Annotated in this window: 22 protein-coding genes; 9 read left to right on the top strand and 13 right to left on the bottom strand. The window is 55.9% G+C overall.

What is annotated here, in order from left to right:
• Positions 1 to 29: 29 nt before the first annotated feature.
• Positions 30 to 1,322 (bottom strand): sugar phosphate nucleotidyltransferase, encoded by a 1,293-nt coding sequence (locus IPK17_RS36290; RefSeq protein WP_343422629.1) that lies wholly within the window; start codon positions 1,320 to 1,322, stop codon positions 30 to 32.
• Between the two features lie 194 nt (positions 1,323 to 1,516).
• Between IPK17_RS36290 and pdxS the strand changes: the two genes are divergently transcribed.
• The 5 genes from pdxS to IPK17_RS36265 all read left to right on the top strand — a co-directional run bounded on the left by pdxS (position 1,517) and on the right by IPK17_RS36265 (position 7,066).
• Positions 1,517 to 2,422: a pyridoxal 5'-phosphate synthase lyase subunit PdxS gene (gene pdxS, locus IPK17_RS36285; RefSeq protein WP_343422628.1), complete on the top strand. Its 906-nt coding sequence runs from the start codon at positions 1,517 to 1,519 to the stop codon at positions 2,420 to 2,422.
• Positions 2,423 to 2,434: 12 nt separating this feature from the next.
• Positions 2,435 to 2,584, top strand: a complete 150-nt coding sequence (locus tag IPK17_RS36280) for a hypothetical protein (protein ID WP_343422627.1) — start codon at positions 2,435 to 2,437, stop codon at positions 2,582 to 2,584.
• A 29-nt stretch (positions 2,585 to 2,613) separates the two neighbouring features.
• The gene (locus IPK17_RS36275; RefSeq protein ID WP_343422626.1) at positions 2,614 to 2,736 is read left to right on the top strand and encodes a hypothetical protein; all 123 of its coding nucleotides are present in this window, start codon (positions 2,614 to 2,616) and stop codon (positions 2,734 to 2,736) included.
• Between the two features lie 721 nt (positions 2,737 to 3,457).
• Positions 3,458 to 6,802, top strand: coding sequence for a WD40 repeat domain-containing protein (locus tag IPK17_RS36270; protein WP_343422625.1), 3,345 nt, complete (start codon positions 3,458 to 3,460; stop codon positions 6,800 to 6,802).
• A gap of 66 nt (positions 6,803 to 6,868) precedes the next feature.
• A complete protein-coding gene (locus IPK17_RS36265) occupies positions 6,869 to 7,066 on the top strand; it encodes a hypothetical protein (protein ID WP_343422624.1) in 198 nt (65 codons plus the stop codon).
• 266 nt (positions 7,067 to 7,332) lie between these two features.
• On the opposite strand, the gene IPK17_RS36260 is transcribed toward IPK17_RS36265, so the two are convergent.
• The 3 genes from IPK17_RS36260 to IPK17_RS36250 form a co-directional block, all read right to left on the bottom strand.
• Complete coding sequence (locus IPK17_RS36260) at positions 7,333 to 9,165, bottom strand: hypothetical protein (protein ID WP_343422623.1); 1,833 nt, start codon at positions 9,163 to 9,165, stop codon at positions 7,333 to 7,335.
• A 63-nt stretch (positions 9,166 to 9,228) separates the two neighbouring features.
• Complete coding sequence (locus IPK17_RS36255; protein WP_343422622.1) at positions 9,229 to 9,963, bottom strand: ATP-dependent Clp protease proteolytic subunit; 735 nt, start codon at positions 9,961 to 9,963, stop codon at positions 9,229 to 9,231.
• Between the two features lie 108 nt (positions 9,964 to 10,071).
• Complete coding sequence (locus IPK17_RS36250; RefSeq protein WP_343422621.1) at positions 10,072 to 10,263, bottom strand: hypothetical protein; 192 nt, start codon at positions 10,261 to 10,263, stop codon at positions 10,072 to 10,074.
• Here IPK17_RS36250 and IPK17_RS36245 point away from each other — a divergent pair.
• Positions 10,262 to 11,746, top strand: a complete 1,485-nt coding sequence (locus IPK17_RS36245; protein WP_343422620.1) for a helix-turn-helix domain-containing protein — start codon at positions 10,262 to 10,264, stop codon at positions 11,744 to 11,746. The genes IPK17_RS36250 and IPK17_RS36245 overlap by 2 nt on opposite strands.
• Positions 11,747 to 11,931: 185 nt before the next feature.
• Here the strand turns inward: IPK17_RS36245 and IPK17_RS36240 are convergent, their stop codons facing one another.
• From IPK17_RS36240 to IPK17_RS36200, 9 genes are all read right to left on the bottom strand, one after another.
• On the bottom strand, positions 11,932 to 12,273 hold the full coding sequence (locus IPK17_RS36240) for an HU family DNA-binding protein (protein WP_343422619.1): 342 nt from the start codon (positions 12,271 to 12,273) through the stop codon (positions 11,932 to 11,934).
• A gap of 64 nt (positions 12,274 to 12,337) precedes the next feature.
• Entirely contained in the window at positions 12,338 to 14,248 is a 1,911-nt protein-coding gene (locus tag IPK17_RS41200) for a DUF3987 domain-containing protein (RefSeq protein WP_502749846.1), read from the bottom strand.
• Positions 14,200 to 14,577: a bifunctional DNA primase/polymerase gene (locus tag IPK17_RS36230; protein WP_502749844.1), complete on the bottom strand. Its 378-nt coding sequence runs from the start codon at positions 14,575 to 14,577 to the stop codon at positions 14,200 to 14,202. Before IPK17_RS36230 ends, IPK17_RS41200 begins: the two co-directional genes overlap by 49 nt.
• 120 nt (positions 14,578 to 14,697) lie before the next feature.
• Positions 14,698 to 15,105 carry a ribbon-helix-helix domain-containing protein gene (locus IPK17_RS36225; protein WP_343422618.1) on the bottom strand — a complete coding sequence of 136 codons (408 nt, stop codon included), beginning with the start codon at positions 15,103 to 15,105 and terminating at the stop codon, positions 14,698 to 14,700.
• Positions 15,106 to 15,121: 16 nt separating this feature from the next.
• Positions 15,122 to 15,451 carry a hypothetical protein gene (locus IPK17_RS36220; RefSeq protein ID WP_343422617.1) on the bottom strand — a complete coding sequence of 110 codons (330 nt, stop codon included), beginning with the start codon at positions 15,449 to 15,451 and terminating at the stop codon, positions 15,122 to 15,124.
• Positions 15,448 to 15,720 (bottom strand): hypothetical protein, encoded by a 273-nt coding sequence (locus tag IPK17_RS36215; RefSeq protein ID WP_343422616.1) that lies wholly within the window; start codon positions 15,718 to 15,720, stop codon positions 15,448 to 15,450. The genes IPK17_RS36220 and IPK17_RS36215 overlap by 4 nt, the downstream gene beginning before the upstream one ends.
• A complete protein-coding gene (locus IPK17_RS36210) occupies positions 15,683 to 16,126 on the bottom strand; it encodes a hypothetical protein (protein WP_343422615.1) in 444 nt (147 codons plus the stop codon). Before IPK17_RS36210 ends, IPK17_RS36215 begins: the two co-directional genes overlap by 38 nt.
• 156 nt (positions 16,127 to 16,282) lie before the next feature.
• The gene (locus IPK17_RS36205) at positions 16,283 to 17,194 is read right to left on the bottom strand and encodes a hypothetical protein (RefSeq protein WP_343422614.1); all 912 of its coding nucleotides are present in this window, start codon (positions 17,192 to 17,194) and stop codon (positions 16,283 to 16,285) included.
• Between the two features lie 134 nt (positions 17,195 to 17,328).
• On the bottom strand, positions 17,329 to 17,640 hold the full coding sequence (locus IPK17_RS36200) for a hypothetical protein (RefSeq protein ID WP_343422613.1): 312 nt from the start codon (positions 17,638 to 17,640) through the stop codon (positions 17,329 to 17,331).
• A gap of 1,338 nt (positions 17,641 to 18,978) precedes the next feature.
• Between IPK17_RS36200 and IPK17_RS36195 the strand changes: the two genes are divergently transcribed.
• From IPK17_RS36195 to IPK17_RS36185, 3 genes are all read left to right on the top strand, one after another.
• Positions 18,979 to 19,152 (top strand): hypothetical protein, encoded by a 174-nt coding sequence (locus IPK17_RS36195; RefSeq protein ID WP_343422612.1) that lies wholly within the window; start codon positions 18,979 to 18,981, stop codon positions 19,150 to 19,152.
• A gap of 420 nt (positions 19,153 to 19,572) precedes the next feature.
• Entirely contained in the window at positions 19,573 to 19,923 is a 351-nt protein-coding gene (locus IPK17_RS36190; RefSeq protein ID WP_343422611.1) for a hypothetical protein, read from the top strand.
• A gap of 106 nt (positions 19,924 to 20,029) precedes the next feature.
• A partial coding sequence (locus IPK17_RS36185; RefSeq protein ID WP_343422610.1) for a hypothetical protein occupies positions 20,030 to 20,329 on the top strand: 300 nt, incomplete at its 3' end.

Raw genomic sequence — 20,329 nt, 5'->3', positions numbered from 1 at the left:
TCGCCCTCCCTACTTTTAACTTTTACCTTTCACCTTTCTACTATGATGATCTCTTGTTTTACGTACACGCGGCGGCGATCCAGAACATCTTCATGGACGTGCGTCCCCGGCCCCACTTCAACCGCCTCGCCGATCTTGACGCCGGGCATCGTCATCACGTCGACGCCGAGGAAAGCGCCTTGTCCCACAATCGCGCCGAACTTGTCGCGCCCGCTGTCCAAGCGCGTCCCCTTGACCGTGCTCTTGACATTCTTGCGGTCAATGCGCAGATTGGCAGTCGTGCAGCCCGCCGAGAAGTTCACCCCCGGCGCGAACACGCTGTCGAGCACGCGGCAGGCGTGCATATCGCAGTGATCCGCCACATAGCTGCGCGCGACCTCCGTTGTGTAGCCGACATTGCAGTGGTTGAGCACCATCGACTGACGCACCAACGCATTGTTGCCGACAATCGTATCCGCGCCGATGTAGGCCGGGCCCACAATCGCCGCGCCGGGGAACACCTTCGCGCGTTCGCCAATAAACACGTCGCCGATCAGCGTGGCCGACGGAGCCACGAACGCGCTTTCCGCGACGATCTTGCCAGAAATCTTCGACAGGTAGTAATTCATCACATCAAGGGTGTGCCACGGGAACTTGAGCGCGTTCCACGGGCCGCGGTACGGCACGACCTTAAAGACGTGCTGCGTCATCAGCCGATCCATCGCCCGTTCATAGTGATCATCGCTGGCAATGGGTTTGGCGTATTCCTCCTGAATCGCGTTGAACAGGCGGGCGCTGTCCGGGTGGATGTGCGCCACGATGTTGACCAGATTGCTCGGTCGATTCTCCGCGCCCGGCTTCTCGACGATCCCAGTGATGCGTCCGGTCGGGCTGACGATCAGGTAACCGCCGGGGAAATAGTCTTCGCGCTCATAGCCAGCAATATACGTGCCCGTAGGATCGGCGGCGTACGCCTTGAGCATATCGGCGTGCAGTTGATCATCCACGACATCATGCACCTGCACGACATAGATCGGCGTTTCCGGTTGGTTAGGCAGGGCCGGCGCCGCCTGCAGCAGCGCATCGCCCATGCCCTTGGCATCCGCTTGAACCACCACCCGAATATTCATCGACCGAATCGCCGCGGTCAGGGTTTTGATGTCTTCGAGGTTACCGGGATTCGCGACGATGACCGCTTCCTGCAAACCCAGCGACTCGTAGCGCCGGAGCTGACTCACGAGCAGCGGTTCGGTGCCAAAGCGTAAAAGTGATTTTTCGCGCAGGGGCCACATGCGCGACGACGCACCACCCGCCAGTACAATCAATATCGGCAGTTGAGCCATGACGTCATCCTTTGATGATTCCAAAACACATGTATTTTAACCTGACGTTTGATTTAACATCAATCAGCGAAAAGTCGGGGCATCCGCAGACAGCATGGCTCTAATGGTCTTAAGTGGCACTATTTACAGGGATTGGCAGCGGCTACCCTAGCACTATATCCCATACGCTAGAATAAATGGACAGAGGTAGAGTTATGCAAACCAACGGTCATCAGAATGGCAGTGGCGAAACGGGCACGGAAGCCCTCAAGCGCGGTCTGGCGCAAATGCTCAAGGGCGGCGTGATCATGGACGTGGTCACCCCTGAGCAGGCGAAGATCGCGGAAGATGCGGGCGCGGCGGCGGTTATGGCGCTGGAACGCATTCCGGCGGATATTCGCGCGCACGGCGGTGTGTCGCGCATGAGCGACCCTGACATGATCGAAGGCATCATGAAAGCCGTCACCATCCCGGTCATGGCGAAGGTGCGCATCGGCCATTTCGTCGAAGCGCAAATCCTCCAATCGATTGGCATTGACTACATCGACGAGAGCGAAGTCCTCACCCCGGCTGACGAAGAAAACCACATCAACAAGCACGGCTTCAAAGTGCCGTTCGTATGCGGCTGCCGCAACCTCGGCGAAGCGCTGCGCCGCATTGCCGAAGGCGCGGCGATGATCCGCACGAAGGGCGAAGCGGGCACGGGTGATGTGGTCGAAGCCGTACGCCATGCGCGTCAGGTACACGGCGACATCCGCCGCCTGACCTCGATGGACGAAAACGAGCTGTACACCTACGCGAAGAACATTCAGGCGCCGTTTGATCTGGTCGTCGAGACAGCCAAGCTCGGTCGCATGCCCGTGGTCGAATTCGCGGCGGGCGGCGTCGCCACCCCGGCGGATGCCGCGCTCATGATGCAGCTCGGCGTCGACGGCGTGTTCGTCGGCTCGGGCATCTTCAAGAGCGGCGACCCGGCCAAGCGCGCCAAGGCGATTGTCGAAGCGGTCACCCACTTCGACAACCCCGATGTGCTGGCGAACGTCAGCCGTGGTCTCGGCGAAGCCATGGTCGGCATCAATGTGACGCCAGACCAGGTAGTTTTGGGGAAACGGGGCTGGTAAGGTCGATTAAGCGTGGCGGACTTGCCGCCGTTTTACTTCTACTGCACCCTGGATTTCGCCACCGAGGAGGACAAGGCGGCGTTTACCCATCAATCGGTGCCGGGTTTGATTGATGACGCGGCTCTCCTATTTCCAGAACCGCTCCAGCGTCAAGCTTGCTAACTCTTCGAGGGTTGCTGCACAGCCGTCTTATGCTGTGTGGCAAGCGCCTCTCCGTGCAAACTGCTCCGCGCTTCGCGCATCACCTTCAACTGATCGCTGAGTTTCCCGATTTCCTCACCCAAGATGTGCTGCACTTCCTCGCGCGCGGTTAACTACAAGTACATCATAGCCGCCCTCAGTTGGCAACTGCTCAGGCTAATTCGGTTCTGTTGGAGGTGTTTGGAAAACTAACTTGGCCATGTCGCAAAGTACCCTCGATCCCCGCCAAAAACTGCATCAAGCTGCTCTGGTGTGAGCATCGAGTCTCCACCCGGCAGGCTAACAAACGTTGTTCGTAGCGAAGGATGAAGGAATCTCAATAGGGAATCTTCTTCGGACATTGTTTCAGTAGGTGCTGCAAATTCCAACGGCATACCCGAGCTATATATCTCTATGTGCACCTCAGCATAGCTGAACGTCTCACATCAATTACCGGAATCGTACAGTTTGAGCTGGAATCCTCCGCTATGCCGTTCGCTAAAGGCTTGTGCGCAGTCGACAAGCAAATTTGGATCGATTCGTATATCCTATTAAGAAGAGAAATAGATTACTCACCGTGATCGCTTGCTTGAAGCGTAATGGCTTTCGATTACGACGAAGCGGATATCTACCAACAGTATGTAACGCTCAAAATATGCGGTGCAGGAGGGGAAGCACCACCATCTAGGATGAGCAAGCGCACTTTCACCGATGGACGCATCGTGATAAGTTTGCACAGGCGTAGCTGTCACAGTGCGTACGCATAGGTGCAGCGTAGGGCAACCGAATTGATGCCCCTCTATACTGATATATAGAAGTTGCATGCGGCTATTTCATACAACAAGGAACCCCAGCATGTTACGGACGCGCCTTCGCCAGCTGATACTTATCTTTATCGCTTTTACTTTGACAATAACGCTTGTTATTGGGCGGATATCAGCCCAGACGGATACGCCAGTACCACCCATCATCACCATCGAAAATGCCGCCGCGCTGGTGCCCGTCTTTCAATTCGATCTTAAGCCTTCTTCCATTGACTGGATAGAAGGCGAACCGCTGACAGCCGTCACCACACCAACGCCCACACCCTACGCCAACAATCGCACGGTCGTTCCGCCAGTTATTCACATCAGTGATGATGGGGTGCGCGCAGTGATCATTTCCACTCAGCCTGACGCGCTGTGGCTGGTCAATTTACGCGCAGGCACATGGAGACCCTTTCTACTACCGGTGCCGCCGCAACGATATAGTGCAGGCTACCCGCTTGCGGTCACAGTCAGCCCCGAGCTTACATGGCTGGCGATCCATGGGCAGTGGATACAGAATGGCGATAATTTTGCACGTTTCTGGCGGCTGGATGAGCTGTTCGCTCTGGGTGGCAGCGCGATCAATGTGCCCGCGAACGATTGTGAAGCGCGGATTGTGGTCAGCAGTACCACACTGCGTACCGAACCGCGTGTTGATGCAACTGCGATCCGTTATCCGCTGCTCAATGAACGATTTACGGTGCGTGCCATCACCACAGATCGGCGCTGGGTACAAGTCACCACTGATGGGCAACGCGCTTGGCTGGGTTGGGATGCGGTCGATCTGACAGATGGCTGTGCAAGTGTGCCATTTTTGCTGGAACGTGGGACAGAATTAACTTCCGTGCCGTTACCCTATGGACTGAATGCGTCAGCGTTTTCTGCCGATGAACGTTCACTGATGATGACCGAGCGCTGGGGCAGTTACGGAACCAGTGAGACGACTTCAAACGGACTCACAATGATTGACGTAGCGACGGGGACGATTGTTGAGCAGATCAACGGAGAAATCATGAACGGGATTGAGCAGTTTTCCGATCCCGAAACGCGCTTTGTAGTTATCGGGCGCGATATCTATGACGTCACGGCGAGTGAAGTGATCGCTACTTTGAGGTCGCAAAATACTTATGCAGCATCTCCGCGCCGCGTGACATTCAATGCCGATTACTCGCGCGTGTTTATCACCTATGATGCAATTGGCAGGCTGTACGAGGTGGCAACCGGCGCACTCCTGAAAGAAATTGCACTGCTCGACTCTTTTATCCAGAGCGCGTGGAGTCCGGATGGGCGTTATTTGCTGATCACGGTTCGGAATACCACCGTACCGGGCACTGTGCTGCCCTTCCTGTGGGATACCAGCGCTCCAACCACAGCCCTCACGTTCAGCGATCCGGCTGTAACCGCCTTGCCCGCGGTTGTTTACGATAGTGCAATATTGCAATTCGCCTATGACAGCCAACAGGTGATGCTCGACAGCATACCCGCGTTATGGGACATCGCGAACGCGGCAGTGATCGGTGACCGCCTGCCGGATACGAGCGTATTCACTCCGTCGCTTCCGCTTATACTGCCTGATCGCAGTGGGTTCCTGCGCGTTCCGATGGATGCATTGAGTACCGAAATCGTCGATCTTCAGGGCAATCAGCGCGGAAGATTAGCGGTACGCACACCACCGGATAAAGCATTTTTCGTGGCGGATGGTCGCTGGTTAGTCAGTGTGCAGGATACCCCCGGAATCACATTGTGGGCGGCGGTTGGTGCACAGAACGCGGTCACGTTGCTGCCAACGCAGACCATGACTCCTACATTTACCCGTCAACCCACGTTCGATTACACGCTTGCCGCCACGCTCGGTATTCCGCTGACCGCGACACCGACGCCGGTAGACGGCTATCCGTTCCCATTCACTTCCGAACCTACTATGACTCCAAGTCCGACGATCATCGCCTCCACCATGACGATCACGCCTGCTGCTTCGGGAACTGCTGTCGCAACCACCCCTGCGCCGACCGCACGCCCCGGCATGATCGCATTGACAGCGGACAACGTGAACGAGATTCGCCTGCTGAGTGCATTAGCGCATCCACCATCAACGAATGCTAGGTACAACTACGGCATGTTTCGCTTGGGTTTCAGTCTTGATAGCACCCTTTATGCGACCGCCAAAGACAATACCGTAATTTTCTGGTCGGTCGATGGCGGAACGTCTGTGCAGGAATACGTCATTTCGCCTGACTCACAGTTGACCGCTGTAGCGATCACGCGCGATTTTGCGCGCGTCGCCTTCGTGAACGACGCGGGCGATTTCGTCCTGATCAGCCTTGCATTAGATGGCACGTTTACCGAGATTTACCGCGAGAACATCGGAGAAATCTACTATAGCTATAGCACAGCACAATTCCTGTTCAGCCCAGATGGTACGCGGCTGGTGCTGGAGCAACTGATCAGGGACGAGTCCAATGGGCATTATTATAATGTTGCGGTCGTACGCAATGGCATGACAGGTGAAGTCATCTACCGGACGGGGTCGGGTCACAGCGATACACTGGGATTTACATCAGAAAGTTTACTCGTCCAGACTTCTTCTTTTTACAATGAAAATTCGCACACCGTTTTTTACGACGAGACGGGAATTCCAATCTTCATTTATCCGGTACGTCGTGAAGATGCTGTACGTCCTCCCTCTCGACGTTCCTATTTCTTCGCGCTTAGCCCATCATTGGAATACGACGTCCAAGTTCTGAATGACGTGAATCTCATGATCACGCCGATGAGCGAAACTCGTGTCGAAGGCACAGTTTTACAAGGTCATCTGTGCCGGATTACGACGCTGGCATTTAGCCCAGATAGTCGGTTGCTGGCGAGCGGGGATCGCTGCGGCGAAATCCTGTTCTGGGATGTCGTGCAGGCACAGTCGCTTACGCCTGCCGAAGCCTCTGCTTATATTCCCGATGGTATGGCATTCGACAGGAAATGGTTGTTCGTTAGTGCGTTGGGCGAAATCACAGAGTGGCGGGGGGCTGAATTGATGTGGCAAGCGCAACCTAATTATGGTTACGCGACTATCGACGGGGTGTCGTTATCGCCGGATGGGACGACCATGATGCTGAGAGTCGATGGACATGGCGCATTTTTTGGCATACCAACCGAAGCGCGTCCGGCATTGCAGTCGGTGCTGGGGCATATTGTGCCTGGCTCAATCAATGTGCGCAGCGCGCCGTCATTCGATGCCCCCATCGTGACCACTACTACTCAAGGCACGGTTGTGATCAGCGGACGTGATTCCACAAGTCAGTTCGTGTATCTACCCCTGTATCAAGGATGGGTGAACGCGGGAGAACAGTATATTCAGCTTTATGGCGCATCTGTTATAGAACTACCTGTAAAGGAGTGACAATGTACGTTTTTCACCGATAGTATAACGGTACGCATCAGGCGAACCACAACGATGAGTCTTAGTATGAGCAACCCGAACCGCGCCGTTGATCTGGCGCACAGCTCGCCGGAAGAGCTGATCGAGAGCATCCACGACAAAGAGCGGAAGATCGAGGCGATTATGGAGAACATCCCGCACTGGTGCAGCAACCTCCATGAAACTGTCCAACGCCGATCAAGCCAGCGTGCCAGAACCGAAGGTGCTTTATCTGCTATCGGGTGAATAATCTGGCGGGAAAGACAAATTCTTCAAGGGATTTGGCTTTTCTGAGGCACAATGGGAAATATTGCAAGTAGCGGTGCTCTTGCACGCACAAACACATGAGGTTGCACAGGTCATCAGCACGGATTTCCGCATGTGCGCGAGGTCGATGCGCAGTCTCTTTTTTTACTGATACGATTAACTTTCCATAGTCTTCAAGTCGCTTGCACAAACTTAAAGGCTTGCCCGAGGGCAAGCCTTTCTCTTGACTTAACCAGCCCAGTTACCTAAAGCACGATCTGCCCTCGCCCCATCTGACCTGTACTGAACAGATAGTAAGCTTCCCCGACCTTCAATGTCGAAATTGGACGTACCGTCACAACATGGGGGCGGTCCGGACGACTCGGCGCGGGCAGCATTTGATACAGACGCTGCTGCGTTTCCTGATCGCTTGACCGGAAGTACAAGAACGAACCAATCAGATTCAGCAGCATCGGGAGCGCGTTGCGTCCATCTACGCTCGTGATGTTGTCCTGTGCTTCCAACCCGTAGCGCAGGCTGGCAATCGACTGCGTCGCTAACACGCAGATCCCGCGGAATGCCCGGCACTTTTCGAGAAACGACGCTTCGCCGCTCTCTACATCCGATGTAAGAAAGCGCTGGGCTTCGTCGGCTACGTAAAAGAACGGGCGAATCAGGTTGGTGCGGCGGAAGACAAATCCGAAGAAGATCCGCTTCATGCAGCGCCCGACCAGATTGCTCAAGGTGGTGTTTTCACCCGGCGTATAGATTACGGCAGCGCCTTCATCCATCATCTCGCGCACCGACAGCCACTTCTCGGCGAATGGCGCTTCATACGGATTCAGCGAGATATGCTGCGCGAGTTCCGGCGAGGAAAGCTCCGTCAGGACGCCATTGATGACCGCAATCACGCTGCTGTAGGTCTGCGGCGCCAGTGTGTTCAAGCCTTGCAGCGTCGAGATCTCCTGTGCCAGATCGATTTTGAAACGGCGCATCACGGACAGATATGCAGCCAATACAATATCGCTCTGCGCCGAGTTGTCATTGTGGTAAGTCGTGGACAGGTTCAGCAGCGTGAACAGATGCGCCAGATAAATCTCCGGGTTGTAGGCGAGCGGTAGCCCACGCATGGTATAGACAACCGTGTCCGGGTCAGCTTTGGGAGCCGCCCACGTCATCAGAGTTTCGCCGATGCCTTCGGCACGCTTGAAGGCTTCTAGGAACTGGAGATGAACCTCGGCTTTTTTCTCAGACAGTTTCGGAGACTTCTTCAGCAGGGTCGAACTCCAATCCGCGACTACCCGGCACTTGTCCATCAAGCGATCAAACCGCGAACCACGTTCGTAATCGGTGGCCGCGCCGTGGAAGTACTTGATCGCATCGGGAATGGCCTCCACCGCGTCCGGGCAATCGCCAGCGCGATAGAACAGGCGAATTGAGGCATCACGAATATCTTCAATGGCAGCATTGAACCGGGTATACACATCTTCGAAGGCTTTGGACTTGAAGTTATACGGCGTTGCATCGGCCTGCCCAATGGCGCTGCTCACCTGCGACTCCACCGCATCCCAGAACGAACGCAGCAGATCAACCCCGCCCCGCTTGAAGAGGTAGTGATCTACGGCCAAAAAGGCTTTGATCACCCGTTTTGCGCTCTGTCCCCAAAATGGATCGCGGGCCTTCATCTCACGTTCGAGATAGCTGGAATTGGAGAGGATGCGGTCAGCCACATCGGAAGCGGCCATCTCGGCTGAATCCAAGCCTTCAAACAAGTGAATCACATATTGGCGATTTGATAAACTCAAGACGATGATGCGCCGCGACCCGCCGATCTTCGCCTGTGACTGGATGACGAAGTCTTCCAACTCCGCCTTCGGATCAATGACGAGCAGCGCCGGGTGCAAACTCTCCAACGGATCGGGGACAACCTGTTTCGCGGCCGCCCTTTGGACATAATCGGCATAGGCGGCTGGGGATGGATAGGCCAGCGCAGCATATAGGACCGGCTTTATACCAGAGGCTGATTTTCCAGCACCCGGCTCGCCAGTGCACTGAATGTGCTGACTGGCATGGACGGGCGAAAACCACTGTAAGCCCAAGGTTGCGCCACTGTGGAATTTCCAGCACCGGATGATCGCTCGTCCACGCCAACGGATGGTTCATCATAGTGTTCTGCCTTCCCCAAGTACGGTATCGATCAGCGCCATTTTGGTCGCAAGCGCGGGTGAAATCGGAATATCCAGCGCGAACAGATCCTGATAAATGCTGAGCAGCTGCTGATAGGTGAGATGCGGTTCGCTCCCGCAGGTGATCTCCGTAAAATCAGCATCACTCAACATCCCGGTATTTGGCTGGCGAAAATCACTCTTGAGCGCCGGCATCGTCTTCCAGCGGTAGTCGCCGCCGGCAACCGTTTCTGCCATGATTTTGGTGGTATATATGTGCTCCGTCAGTCGAGCAACCAGACTCTCATTCACCCGCTGGAGCTGCTTTTCGGCGCGTGCCAATGCCCCGCGATCCATCACCGTCAGCCCTTGATTGACGATCCGGATTTCGTGATACAGGAGCGAGGATGAGCCATGCGCGCGGCGTAAGCCGGGATCGCCCATGCTCAGAATGATAGCGGCAGCGCTGACCGCAGTCGTCAGCGCTTTGGTCGCAAACTGAACTCTCCGCGACTGCCGCCACTCGTGCAGATGGTCGAGAAAGTATTCGAGCGCAGAAACTTCTCCGCCTTGTGATGCAATCTCAATTTCAATGAGTGTATAATAGTAATAGTTGACTGCCTCATTGATCTCGATGCACAGGTTCAGAATGGATTCATCGTGGATCGGCCCGATGAGGGTCACAACATAGCGATCTTCGTAGTAGCGTCCTAGGACTGAACTGCCTTGCATCGTCTTCTCTCCTCTCTGGTTTACCTGTTCCAACAACGAGCGGATGAGGCTCAACTAATGGCCTCATCCAGCGGCTGTAACGGCCGACGAGAATCAGCGATTGGGCGCTTACGGCGTCTTCTTGATGCGGCCGTTTTCCAATTCGCCCACCTTCTGTCCCCACGAATCCCGCACCGTATTGCTCCATTCATCCTTGCGGAGGGTTTCCCATCCGCCCGTGATTTCACGGGTATCCCGGTTGTAACGCAGTGCTTCCCCGCTCAAACCAGTGATGTGCTCGTCCTTCTTATCGCCGAACATGGTGCTGTTCCTTTCAAATTCCGGTACGAAAAAGACCAACTTTGTCTTGCTTTCAATAATCATCAGCGTCTCAACTTCACTTTTGCAGTCGCCAAAAGTTGCGCGGCTTTGTGAAGACCTTTGCTTTACTCGTGAAGTTCAATCTCTGCGGGAGTCACAAAACATGGCAATACACGACATGGATACAGCTCGAAAGCGGTTGCGTGACTTAATCCATAGTAGAAACTTGCTGCAAAGACAGATTGCCCACGAGTGTGGTGTCGGGGAGCCTGCAGTGGCAGGATGGCTTGGTAATAGACCAATTCCTCTCAAACAATTAGAGCACCTTGCCAAGTTCTTCGGTGTCGATCCTAAATACATGCGGGGCGAAGATGTGGCCATCGCAAATCTCTGTTCACTTCGCGTAGAGATTGCACGGACCGAAGGGCTGTTCCGGGGATTGCTCCTGCGCCGCCCCTATATCGCGAGTGTCTTCAGAGAAGAGTTGCCGCAGATGTATTGGAGGTCTCTGATTAATGAGTCACGCCAACTACTCAATGCGGTTGATCAGGAGTGGGATAAATTCATTAAAGGGCTGCTCTACAATTTGCAGGAACAACCAGAGTTCCGCGAAGAATACGTGCGCCTAGTGATTCAGATCTGTCATTACTTGTCCAATCGAATGAAATTCGAGCATCGAATTCGACTCGCCGAGCATGCAGTACGCTGCGCTGCGGAAATCGCTGAGCACACCTCGGATTCAGAACAAAGGAGGAACTGGCTGGCGGCTAGCCTCCTCTTGGAAGTGGACGCGGTCTGCTGGGCAAGTATTGAACTCGGCGAGGTGGATGAAATTGTGGATCGGTTGAAACGAGCAGCGGACGTTGCCGACCGAGCCAAAATGCCGCATATGGTGGTGCTCGCCAAAATATTCCATGCGCGCGCCATGTTGCACGCAGGCATTGTCAACGCAAAAACACTCGGTGAACGCGAGGCGATCTTTAAACGTAATGCGCTGCAGGCGCGCGCTATTCTAGAGACATTGAACGAGCCAGATTGGACAGATTACATCCTCTCGAATCGCTACTATGCAGTGAGTGCCGAGGTCGCTTTGGCTGAAGGCCAGTTCGACGATGCTATCGCCATGTACGACATCATGGTCGATCATGGGGATCCGGTTGAATTTGGTGTTGGGACCCAATCGAGTCTGATCTACGCCTATGTTGCCAAAGCCACCGCTTCGGACACGCACCGACGAGCTTCAGCGATCAAGCGGGCGAATGAGCTTCTGCAAGCTGATAGTGCTGACAAGCTGTGGAGCGAAGATTTGCTCACGTGCATCGCAAAGATCCGTCTGTACGAGCTTGAAGGTAAACGTGCTGAAGCGCTCGAATTGGCCATCAAAACCCGCACGCTGTTTGTGGTTAAGCGTCGTATCAGAAAACACAACTTGATCGGGTTGCTGGAAATGCTCATCACCGAGTTATCAGAGCAACAGTCTTGAGTAGTTTGCAAATACCAGACTCGGTAGGTCGATCAATCGATTTTCATTTATTGCTTTGGCATTCGTATCATGCCCTCAGTGCAATGCTACTGCCCCCATTGGCGTGTCAAAATTCTGTTGGGCTGACCCGCATTTAGTGGAAAGTAATATTGTTATGGGCGCAGCACATGCTGCGCCCGAACCAATTACCCACCAAGGCGACAATTGCGTTTAAATCGTTCATACAGTCGAACCTTCGTCCGTAGCCGCATCTCCACCTTGCGGCGCTGACGCGTGCCATCGGCGCTCACCGTTGTCACATAGCCCTGCCCTTCCTCACGGATAACTTGAATCTTGCCAATGTATGGAATATCTACCCATTCCCCACTGGCAATCTCTTCCGCCAGCGTCTCCAGATAGCGCTCGACCGACTCGCGGACAACCGCTTTGGTCAAAATGCGCCGTTGCCGGGCGACATGTGCGACTCGCTGTGTATGGTTAATTTTACTTGCTCCTAATCTGATAGGTTGTCGGTTGCAAACTGACACTACCGACTACCGACAATACCGACAAATTGTCGTCGGTTGTCGGCCTGTCGGTTTTGTCGGTCAATTACCCCTGACCGGTAACGTATTCGACGGCGACAAACCATTCGGCGCGATCCATGCGCCGCTCTTCAATTAGCCCGGCGCGTACCAGATCGCCAGCCAATCCTCGTGCCTGCTTAGCCGAGAGGTTCAAGTTGCGGTATAGATCGCGCAAGCCAATGCCAGCTTCACCAGTTTGGCGGATCGCATTGAGCATACGATCTTGCTGACGTTTTTCCTGCACCGCCTCGCCACTCTTGTCAAGCTGCTCCAGCAGACGGTGCGCACTCGTACGCCAGCCGTCGCAGATCGCCTGTGCGGCATTCCAATGCTCGACCGTGACCATCGGCGCATCGGCGCTTGTCTTGAGCCAATCCAGCGCGGCGAACAATGACGCCAGCTTGAACGCTTGCACGTGCATGCGCCCGTATATCCCCTTCAGCCGGTCATCAAGCTCAACTTCCCGGTGCGGATCACACAAGCGGCGCAGTTCATCACCGTAGCGCTGACACTCTGCCCAACACGCGACATTCAAGCGCAGTGCGCTCGGCGCATGCCAGCCCAGCTCAGTCATCTCCGGCGCGGGCAACCGCTCGTGCAGCAGACGCAAATCATCGATCAGATCGGTGGGCGCAGGCTGATACACCGGCGAGGCGGGACGTTCGGCGTAATCCGGCTCTGGCATGAGCAGCGCGAAGCGAACGAGCAAGCCGTTATCCCAATCCCCTGAGCTGATGGCGCTGCCCAAGCTGGCGGGCGTCGTCACCCCTAGGATCGAGAGTGCCGCGTTCTCTACCACGTTTAGCCCGGTCTGCGTGTCTTTGAAATAGTCGGGACAGTCATACAACTCCATCAGCAGGTCTTTCATGCCGACCATGTAATCCCGTTTGTTGATCGCGCCGAACAAGCCCGACACCTCATCTTTGAGCAGTCCACGCTGCGCGGCGAACGGTTGCGCTTGGGTGAAGCGGTCTTTCTGCTCCTTCGTCAGTTTGTCGAAGTTGGTCGGCATCCGCCCGGCCAACGCCTCCTGAAAGCGCTCTGGCGATCCGGGCGTGGGCATGAGCATGTGTGGGATGGCAGCGCGGGCGACGCTCTCCGCCAGCTTGTAGGCCGTCGATTTGCGGTAAAAGGTTGTCCCAGCGACCAGCATGAGATACAGGTTCGGGTAAATGCGCACGCCCCACGGTGACTCGCCGTACAACCGGCGTCCGACGGCGGTCGCCAGCAGCCACAGTCCGGCAGCTTGATGGAAGATCAGCGGGGTCTGGTTGCCCGTCGCGCCCGCCCACACCATGTAACGTTCGAGCCAATCGGGCATCTTCACCGGTAGTGCAGACGGCTCATCCGACGGCGGATCGGCGGGCGGCTCACGGCGACGGGTGAGCTTAGGCGGTTCAGGTTTCTCCACCAACCCGCATAACTGCATCGGATCGATGTTCAATCGAGCGCAAATCTCCTTGGCCAGCATCGTCCCGCACAAATAGCAGTACCCGTAGCCGCTGGAGGTATTGAAACCGAAGGATGGGCTGCGGTCGCCATGCTTGTGCCGTTCCGAATACAAGCAGCGCCCATGCAGCCACTCGCCATTCGGCTTGAAGCCCTGCCCGACCAGCACACGGCTGATTTCCTCGATCAACCGGCGATTGAGCGGCATATCCCCGGTTGGCGCGCTGACCTTCGGCGGCAGCCATGTTCGTATCTCCTGCCGGGGCTTGAAGGCTTCCACCCACGCAACCAGCTCATCAAGTTTCGGCACACGCAGAATGTCGAGCGGCTGCTCGACCCAATACGACTGCCCCGTGCGTGGGTGAATACTCGGTGGTGCGACCACCTGCCGCCCCTCAGCGCACACTTCAAGATGTCCGATGGGCGTGTTCATCGCCTTCACGCTCGGCGGCAGTGTATCGGCGTAGAAATAGACATGCCGTCCCACGCCTCCGCCGGGGCAACGGTATAGGTCTGCGCCAGCGTTGGGAACGTCGCGGCAAAGGCAGCATAACCGGCTGCTCCATCGAGATCGAGGACAACGAGATTGCCTGACACAGCACCGCAAACGATGCCGACATTGCCGAACGTCCAGGCGCGGATCGTCTGTTTGTCCGCCCGTTGGCGCTGGTACTGTGTCCAGCTTTTCAACGCCGGACGCTTACCGTCCAGTGGAATCACGCTCAAGCCAAGCGCGGCGTATGCCAGCGCTGCGGATCGAATTGTGTGTTGCTGCGCCGCGTGAATGATGGGCGGCAGGTTCAGGGATGACATCATGCTTCCTTTAATAGATACTCACCGGATGTAAAACACGCTGTTGGACAACGGTGTGAACCTGATGTATCCTCAAGTTGACGAGACAAGAGAAATATCAGATTCACCCACGCTGCCAGCCGATCACGCTGGCGGTTTGGTTTTCTGGCTCGCGACCTCACTCTCAATCCACTCGCTCACCATGCCGTGCAGGTCAACACCCTCACTAATCGCCTCGGCCAGCAGTGCGCCTGCATCAATCGACTCCTTGCGGAGGCGCTCGGAAAGCAGGTGCAGCGTTTGCAGATTGAGCCACAGCGTTACCGACAGCAGCCGTTCAATGTGATCGACCCGCCGCCCAAACGCTTTGGTGAAGTGCTTGCGACTGCCGATCACATCTTCCTGTTCGTCGAGGAAGGCGCGCAGAGCCGTGCGTACCACCTCGGCTTTAGCTTCGTCACGCCCGCGCGCGACCTGTTCCAGACGGTCATCCATCGCTTTGGTGACCTGCACCGACAGGCGCTGCGGATACTCTTTGCCTCTGTCAGACATTCTTCCCTCATTGGCATTACACATCGAACGAGAAAATGCACTTGCGGTTCGTTTCTGGTGGCGCTGGACGCTGAGAAGCGTGCTGCGCCATGCCTGTCAGCGCCGGGGGGCTGCGGCCTCCCCGACGCTGGCGCTGCGCTCCCGAGCGCGGCGCATCAAGCCTCCCCGGCATGTGAGGGGCGAGTTGATTAAACTCGCTACCCCTACTGCGTAGAGGGTAGGGTGTCCCGCCCGGCGGGATCGACCATATGCACAGCAGCATGGGCGGGACACCCACGAGCGGCGCGAAGCCGCTCGTATGCTTTTGGGCAGTGCGGCGCGCTTGCAATGCGAAGAACGGTTTCATCGATCAATCTCCAGACTGCGACCGCTGCCGGTTTCGATGTCCAATGAAATATCCTGCTCAGGTTCCGGGTCACGCAGCAACCGCCACTCGCGTCCAATCGTCCGATCCAGCAGTGTCTCGAATTCGTGCCGGGCGATGTGATGCAGGTTGTCTTCACGGTTCAAGCCGCCGCGATCCGTACACACCTGCTGGCGATCCACCCGGTGCGACTCGCGCTCGGCGAGGCTGTTCTCAATCGTTCCAGCGACAAAGACATGCGTGTGCAGCATTTGCATCCCGTGAGTCGTCATCCGTATCTCTGTCGTGGAGCACGTATGAAAACTCAGGGGTATTCAATCCGCGTGCCTCACGCCATGCCTCAATCGTTCGCTCGGTCACTTCGCGCACCAAGTCATGCTTGAGTTCATCCGGCACCAGTGCCATCAGATCCGGCGCGGGCGCGATGACGAGGTGATGTGCCAGCACATACGGACCCGCCAGCTTGCCCGCGTTTTCGTAGACTGCTCGCCAGCCCTTGCCTAAGCCGCAGTCCGTCCAGCGTTCGTCGATCTCGACCGGTCGGTGATCGGGACTCTCGCGGTTCGATACGTACTTGAGCAGTTTCTTCAGCCCGCGATAGCCGCTTTTCGACGGCTTCTGATACTTCCAGTTCGGGATGATCGTTGGCGTTGCCATGCATGCTAAGTCCCTTCCGATGACACAAAATGAGAGACATCCGCGTTCCTGCGTTGCAGTTTGGCGGCCTGCCGCAGCGATTGCTGCAATACAAACGCGGTCGTCCGGCGTAGTAATCCGATCGGCGCAGCAAGTCTCCACAGACCGCGCAGTACCTCATTCGTTCGCCTCTGGATGGTGTCCATTCCCGTTCACGCTGACGGCTAAAGGGCGAGCGATCTCCACAACGCCCCCTTCGTCTCTGCCTTCAAGTAGCACTGGCGCAGTCGTCGTTTCCGGTGTCGCGTACCAGTCATCGGCCTGCAATTCCCGGTAGACCAAAGCCCGCCAATCGGCATGGCTCAACGTTTCCAGTACATCACGCTTGCGGCTGTTCACTTTGCGCAGGGCATTCCGCAGCGCATTGGCATAAAACTGCATCCAGCGACTGTGCGCTTCCGGGTTGACCGTCGCTCGCTGCCAGTCGTTGATCGCCGCCTGATAGGCGCGCTCGTTGGCGTGGCGCAGTTCAATGGCTTCGAGCATCTGCTCTTTGAGGACATAGGCGGTGCTCAAGACAAGCAACGGCGGAGCGATCGCTTCCAGCCACGCGAACGGGCTTTCCAAATGTCCCGGTAGGGCGACCTGTACATTCCCGATGAGCGCGATCCCGGTGGCGATGCCCATACTTCCGTAGAGCAGTCGTCGCGCGCCTTTCGATGTGCCGAGTGTCGCCAGTGCCAGTGAGAACACGACTTGTCCGACTTCCGCGGTCAAGACGGTCGCGATCCCAACAGCAATCATGGCGAGTTCATAGGGCACAGCCGTGCCAAACGTGGTTGAACCAATGACGTACAGCCGAATCGCGGATGGGGTGAAGGCCGCCAGCAGCAGCGCGATACACAAGCCACTGATCAGCTTCGTCACCATCGGTGGGTAGCGATGAACGGCATGTTGGTTGAAGTGGTCGCGATCCGGGCGTTCGCCGATGTCGCGCATCACTGCTTCAGCGGCCGCACTCCGGGCAAGCTGACGCTCTTCTTGCGTGAGCGGTTTGATCTGTGCTAGAGGGGATATTTGGCTGTTCAAGCGTCGATCTCCTAAATGCTTGACCAGCTCGTTTCTTTTTTAACTTACCTGGTATGGCATCTTGATGATGGGCATCAATGTCAGCGGTCTCGCGGACGGTCAGAAGATCGCGCAGCGCGGCTGGTAAGGGTCGCTTAAGCGTGGCGGACTTGCCGCCGTTTTACTTCGACTGCACCTTGGATTTCGCCACCGAGGAGGACAAGGCGGCGTTTACCCATCAACCGGTGCAGGGTTTGATTGATAACGCGGCTCTCCTGATTCCAGAACCGCTCCAGCGTCAATTTAGCTAACTCTTCGAGGGTTGCTTGCTGCACAGCCGTCTTGTGCTGTGTGGCAAGCGCCTCTCCGTGCAAGCTGCTCCGCGCTTCGCGCATCACCTTCAATTGATCGCTGAGTTTCCCGATTTCCTCATCAAAGATGTGCTGCACTTCCTCGCGCGCGGTCAACTACAAGTACATCATAGCCGCCCTCAGTCGGCAACTGCTCAGGCTAATTCGGTTCTGTTGGAGGCGTTTGGAAAACTAACTAGACCATGTCGCGAAGTGCCCGCCGATCCCCGCCGAAAACTGCATCAAGCTGCTCTGGTGTGAGCATCGAGTCTCCACCCGGCAGGCTTACGAATGTAGCTCGTAGCGAAGGATGCAGCCGTCCCCACATCGGATCTTCTTCGAACATTGCGTCAGTAGGTACTGCAAATTCAACGGCATACTCCAGCTACATCTCTATATGCACCTCAGCATAGCTGAACGTCTCATATCGAAAACCGGAATCGTACAATCTAGGCTGGAATCCTCCAGTTAGGCATTTGTGAATGGAATTACGTGGTATCCAACGCTACGATCAAGGCCAACTAGCAGAAACTGGCGACCCAGTAATCCCTACATTCCTCATTAGCCTCATCACATTACATTCTCAGCCTAGGTGGATCGAGAGTAAGCGCTATTGTTTTAAATAGCTGAACCTACTTGACAAACTTTTAGAGACGGTATATGTTTGAAAAACGAGTGAATAAAATTTTTACCATGAATAAATATTCAAGCAGCGTCGACATGATGTTGTGAGCTGTGCAGGTTAAGGTCTAAAAGATGCTTGTGACGACCCCAAAATTGGACTCTTTCAATTCCCATCACCAGCTCAAAGTCGGTTTCACCGCGTCACAATTGCACCGCTCAGGGCAACAGTGGATTTCCGATTGGTTTGCACATCGAATTGCCTATGCATCCCCAGCCTCACGGTGTTTCCCATCTCTGTCCCACAGAGGGCAGGTGTGCTGGCGTAGAGGATCTACGCCCCTACGATAAGTAATCGTTTACTGACGGGTGACGATGCTTAGAACTGTACTTTCATTAGTGAAAGGCAGTGTTGACAATGGCAGACACATATCGGTTAGCTCTCACAGAAATTCAAGCGGCAATAAATCTATTGAAGTAGGGAGCAATGCAACATGAAGCGTCTCTCTTCTTGGTTCTTTCGGTCGTGTTTATTACCTGGTATTGGGCGGTGTCGTCATGGCGCAGGAGATGACCGATGTCGGCACTCCGCGCAAACGAGAAACGCTGATTTTCCAGACCTTTTGACCGCCAGTCGCGAACGCGGATCAGCACAACCCGCTGATGAACTACGATATTTTTTGGCGCGGTTTCGCATTCGGACAAGGCTGTCCTGTGGGAAACGGACACTGGCACGGGCGGATCCTACCCGAACTGGCGCTGCCATGCCGGAAGTCTGAACGACGAACACACCCAGTTCCGTCTCGCGCTCCGGAAGGCATCTACGGAGCGACGGTGGCGGAATTCACGGCAGATGACGTGATCCATACGCTCGATCAGTACTTCCAGCACACCGACAGCTCTCACCTACTGGGGCGTGGCGCGCATCACCACCAATACATCGCCAGCTACACCAAGATCGATAACTACACGTTTGAACTCACGACCTCAATCCGTCATACGACCTGAGCACGGTCAGCGGGCGTATGTTACGGGGCTCGGTTTCAATATTGTGCCGAAACACATCTTCGAACAGCAGGCGAAACGTCGCGGGAATCTGCAACCTCATCCGGTAGTGCTCATTCTATATCCTCAAAGAATTCGATCCGAACGGGTTCTGGGGCGCTCTTGGGAACGCCGCGAAGACTTGGAACGCTCGGCGGGGGCTTGGATGGGGTGAACGGCGTCCGCGTTACATCCTCTACAAGGACTTTGGCCCGGAAGAAACCCGCGTGCTCGCCTTTCGTGCAGAACCAGTGGGCGATGTCGACACCTTCATGAGCCCTGACAGCATCATCGCGGCGCAGGCGCGTCGCGTTGCCATCACCACCTTCTCCCTCCACGCGGTCTTATCACAATACGGACGATGCGGGCAGCTACGGTGTGTTGATGAACCGGCAACAAGCGCCGCTGGATAATGTTAACGTCCGCTGGGCGCTGGCGCTCTCGTTGAACCTGCAAAACGTGGGCATCAACTCGGTGAGCGGTCAACTCCGCGCGCTTCGCCGCCGCCCATGGTATACAGCCAGATTCTCCGCCCGATTCACTTTGAGCCGCTCCTGCCGCGGCTGCGACTTCGCGCTGGCCGATGGGTATCAGCCGTTCAACGAAGACTGGTCGCTCCAGCTCGCCGAACAGCTCACCCAGATGGGCGTCCCCGCTGATCAACTGCCGCAGGATAGCCACTTCGTCGGATATCGGTGCTGCTTGGTGGAACTGGCGATGTCGCCGCGGCTTTAATTGCCGCTGATCCTCCGCAGGTTTGAAGCCGCGACAGCGGCGGCCAATGGCTGCAACCCGATGGCACGCCGTGGAATCTCGGAATTCGTCATCCCTGGTGACTGGAATGGGTTATGCAACGCGCGTCGGTTTCTCGATTGCCGACAGCTGGCAGCAGTTCGGGATGCTCGTCAACGTGCGTCAGGTGGACAATGCCGAGCCTGGTTCGGTTCAGAACACCAACAGCTTGCTCACAACCATGCTCAAGTGGACGAACTGCATCTTCACGCCCAACTACCTGAATGCCTGGAACGGCGTCCGGACCCAGTTCCTGTTTCGAACCGGATCCCAGCGACACCATCACCGCAATATGTACCGCTGGAACAATGAAACGGTCGATCAACTGGTGCTCGACAGTATGTCGCTG

It is taken from the genome of Candidatus Flexifilum breve (genome assembly GCF_016713355.1).
This window is presented reverse-complemented; position numbering and strand designations above follow the sequence as displayed.

Coding starts and splice junctions, on each gene's coding strand:
- IPK17_RS36225 (WP_343422618.1), bottom strand. CDS start 15,105: ATGTCTGACAGAGGCAAAGAGTATCCGCAGCGCCTGTCGGTGCAGGTC.
- IPK17_RS36250 (WP_343422621.1), bottom strand. CDS start 10,263: ATGTTCGGCGATAAGAAGGACGAGCACATCACTGGTTTGAGCGGGGAA.
- IPK17_RS36220 (WP_343422617.1), bottom strand. CDS start 15,451: ATGAAACCGTTCTTCGCATTGCAAGCGCGCCGCACTGCCCAAAAGCAT.
- IPK17_RS36255 (WP_343422622.1), bottom strand. CDS start 9,963: ATGCAAGGCAGTTCAGTCCTAGGACGCTACTACGAAGATCGCTATGTT.
- IPK17_RS36190 (WP_343422611.1), top strand. CDS start 19,573: ATGAACCGGCAACAAGCGCCGCTGGATAATGTTAACGTCCGCTGGGCG.
- IPK17_RS36265 (WP_343422624.1), top strand. CDS start 6,869: ATGAGCAACCCGAACCGCGCCGTTGATCTGGCGCACAGCTCGCCGGAA.
- IPK17_RS36215 (WP_343422616.1), bottom strand. CDS start 15,720: ATGCTGCACACGCATGTCTTTGTCGCTGGAACGATTGAGAACAGCCTC.
- IPK17_RS36245 (WP_343422620.1), top strand. CDS start 10,262: ATGGTGCTGTTCCTTTCAAATTCCGGTACGAAAAAGACCAACTTTGTC.
- IPK17_RS36230 (WP_502749844.1), bottom strand. CDS start 14,577: ATGATGTCATCCCTGAACCTGCCGCCCATCATTCACGCGGCGCAGCAA.
- IPK17_RS36290 (WP_343422629.1), bottom strand. CDS start 1,322: ATGGCTCAACTGCCGATATTGATTGTACTGGCGGGTGGTGCGTCGTCG.
- IPK17_RS36270 (WP_343422625.1), top strand. CDS start 3,458: ATGTTACGGACGCGCCTTCGCCAGCTGATACTTATCTTTATCGCTTTT.
- pdxS (WP_343422628.1), top strand. CDS start 1,517: ATGCAAACCAACGGTCATCAGAATGGCAGTGGCGAAACGGGCACGGAA.
- IPK17_RS36210 (WP_343422615.1), bottom strand. CDS start 16,126: ATGGCAACGCCAACGATCATCCCGAACTGGAAGTATCAGAAGCCGTCG.
- IPK17_RS36275 (WP_343422626.1), top strand. CDS start 2,614: ATGCTGTGTGGCAAGCGCCTCTCCGTGCAAACTGCTCCGCGCTTCGCG.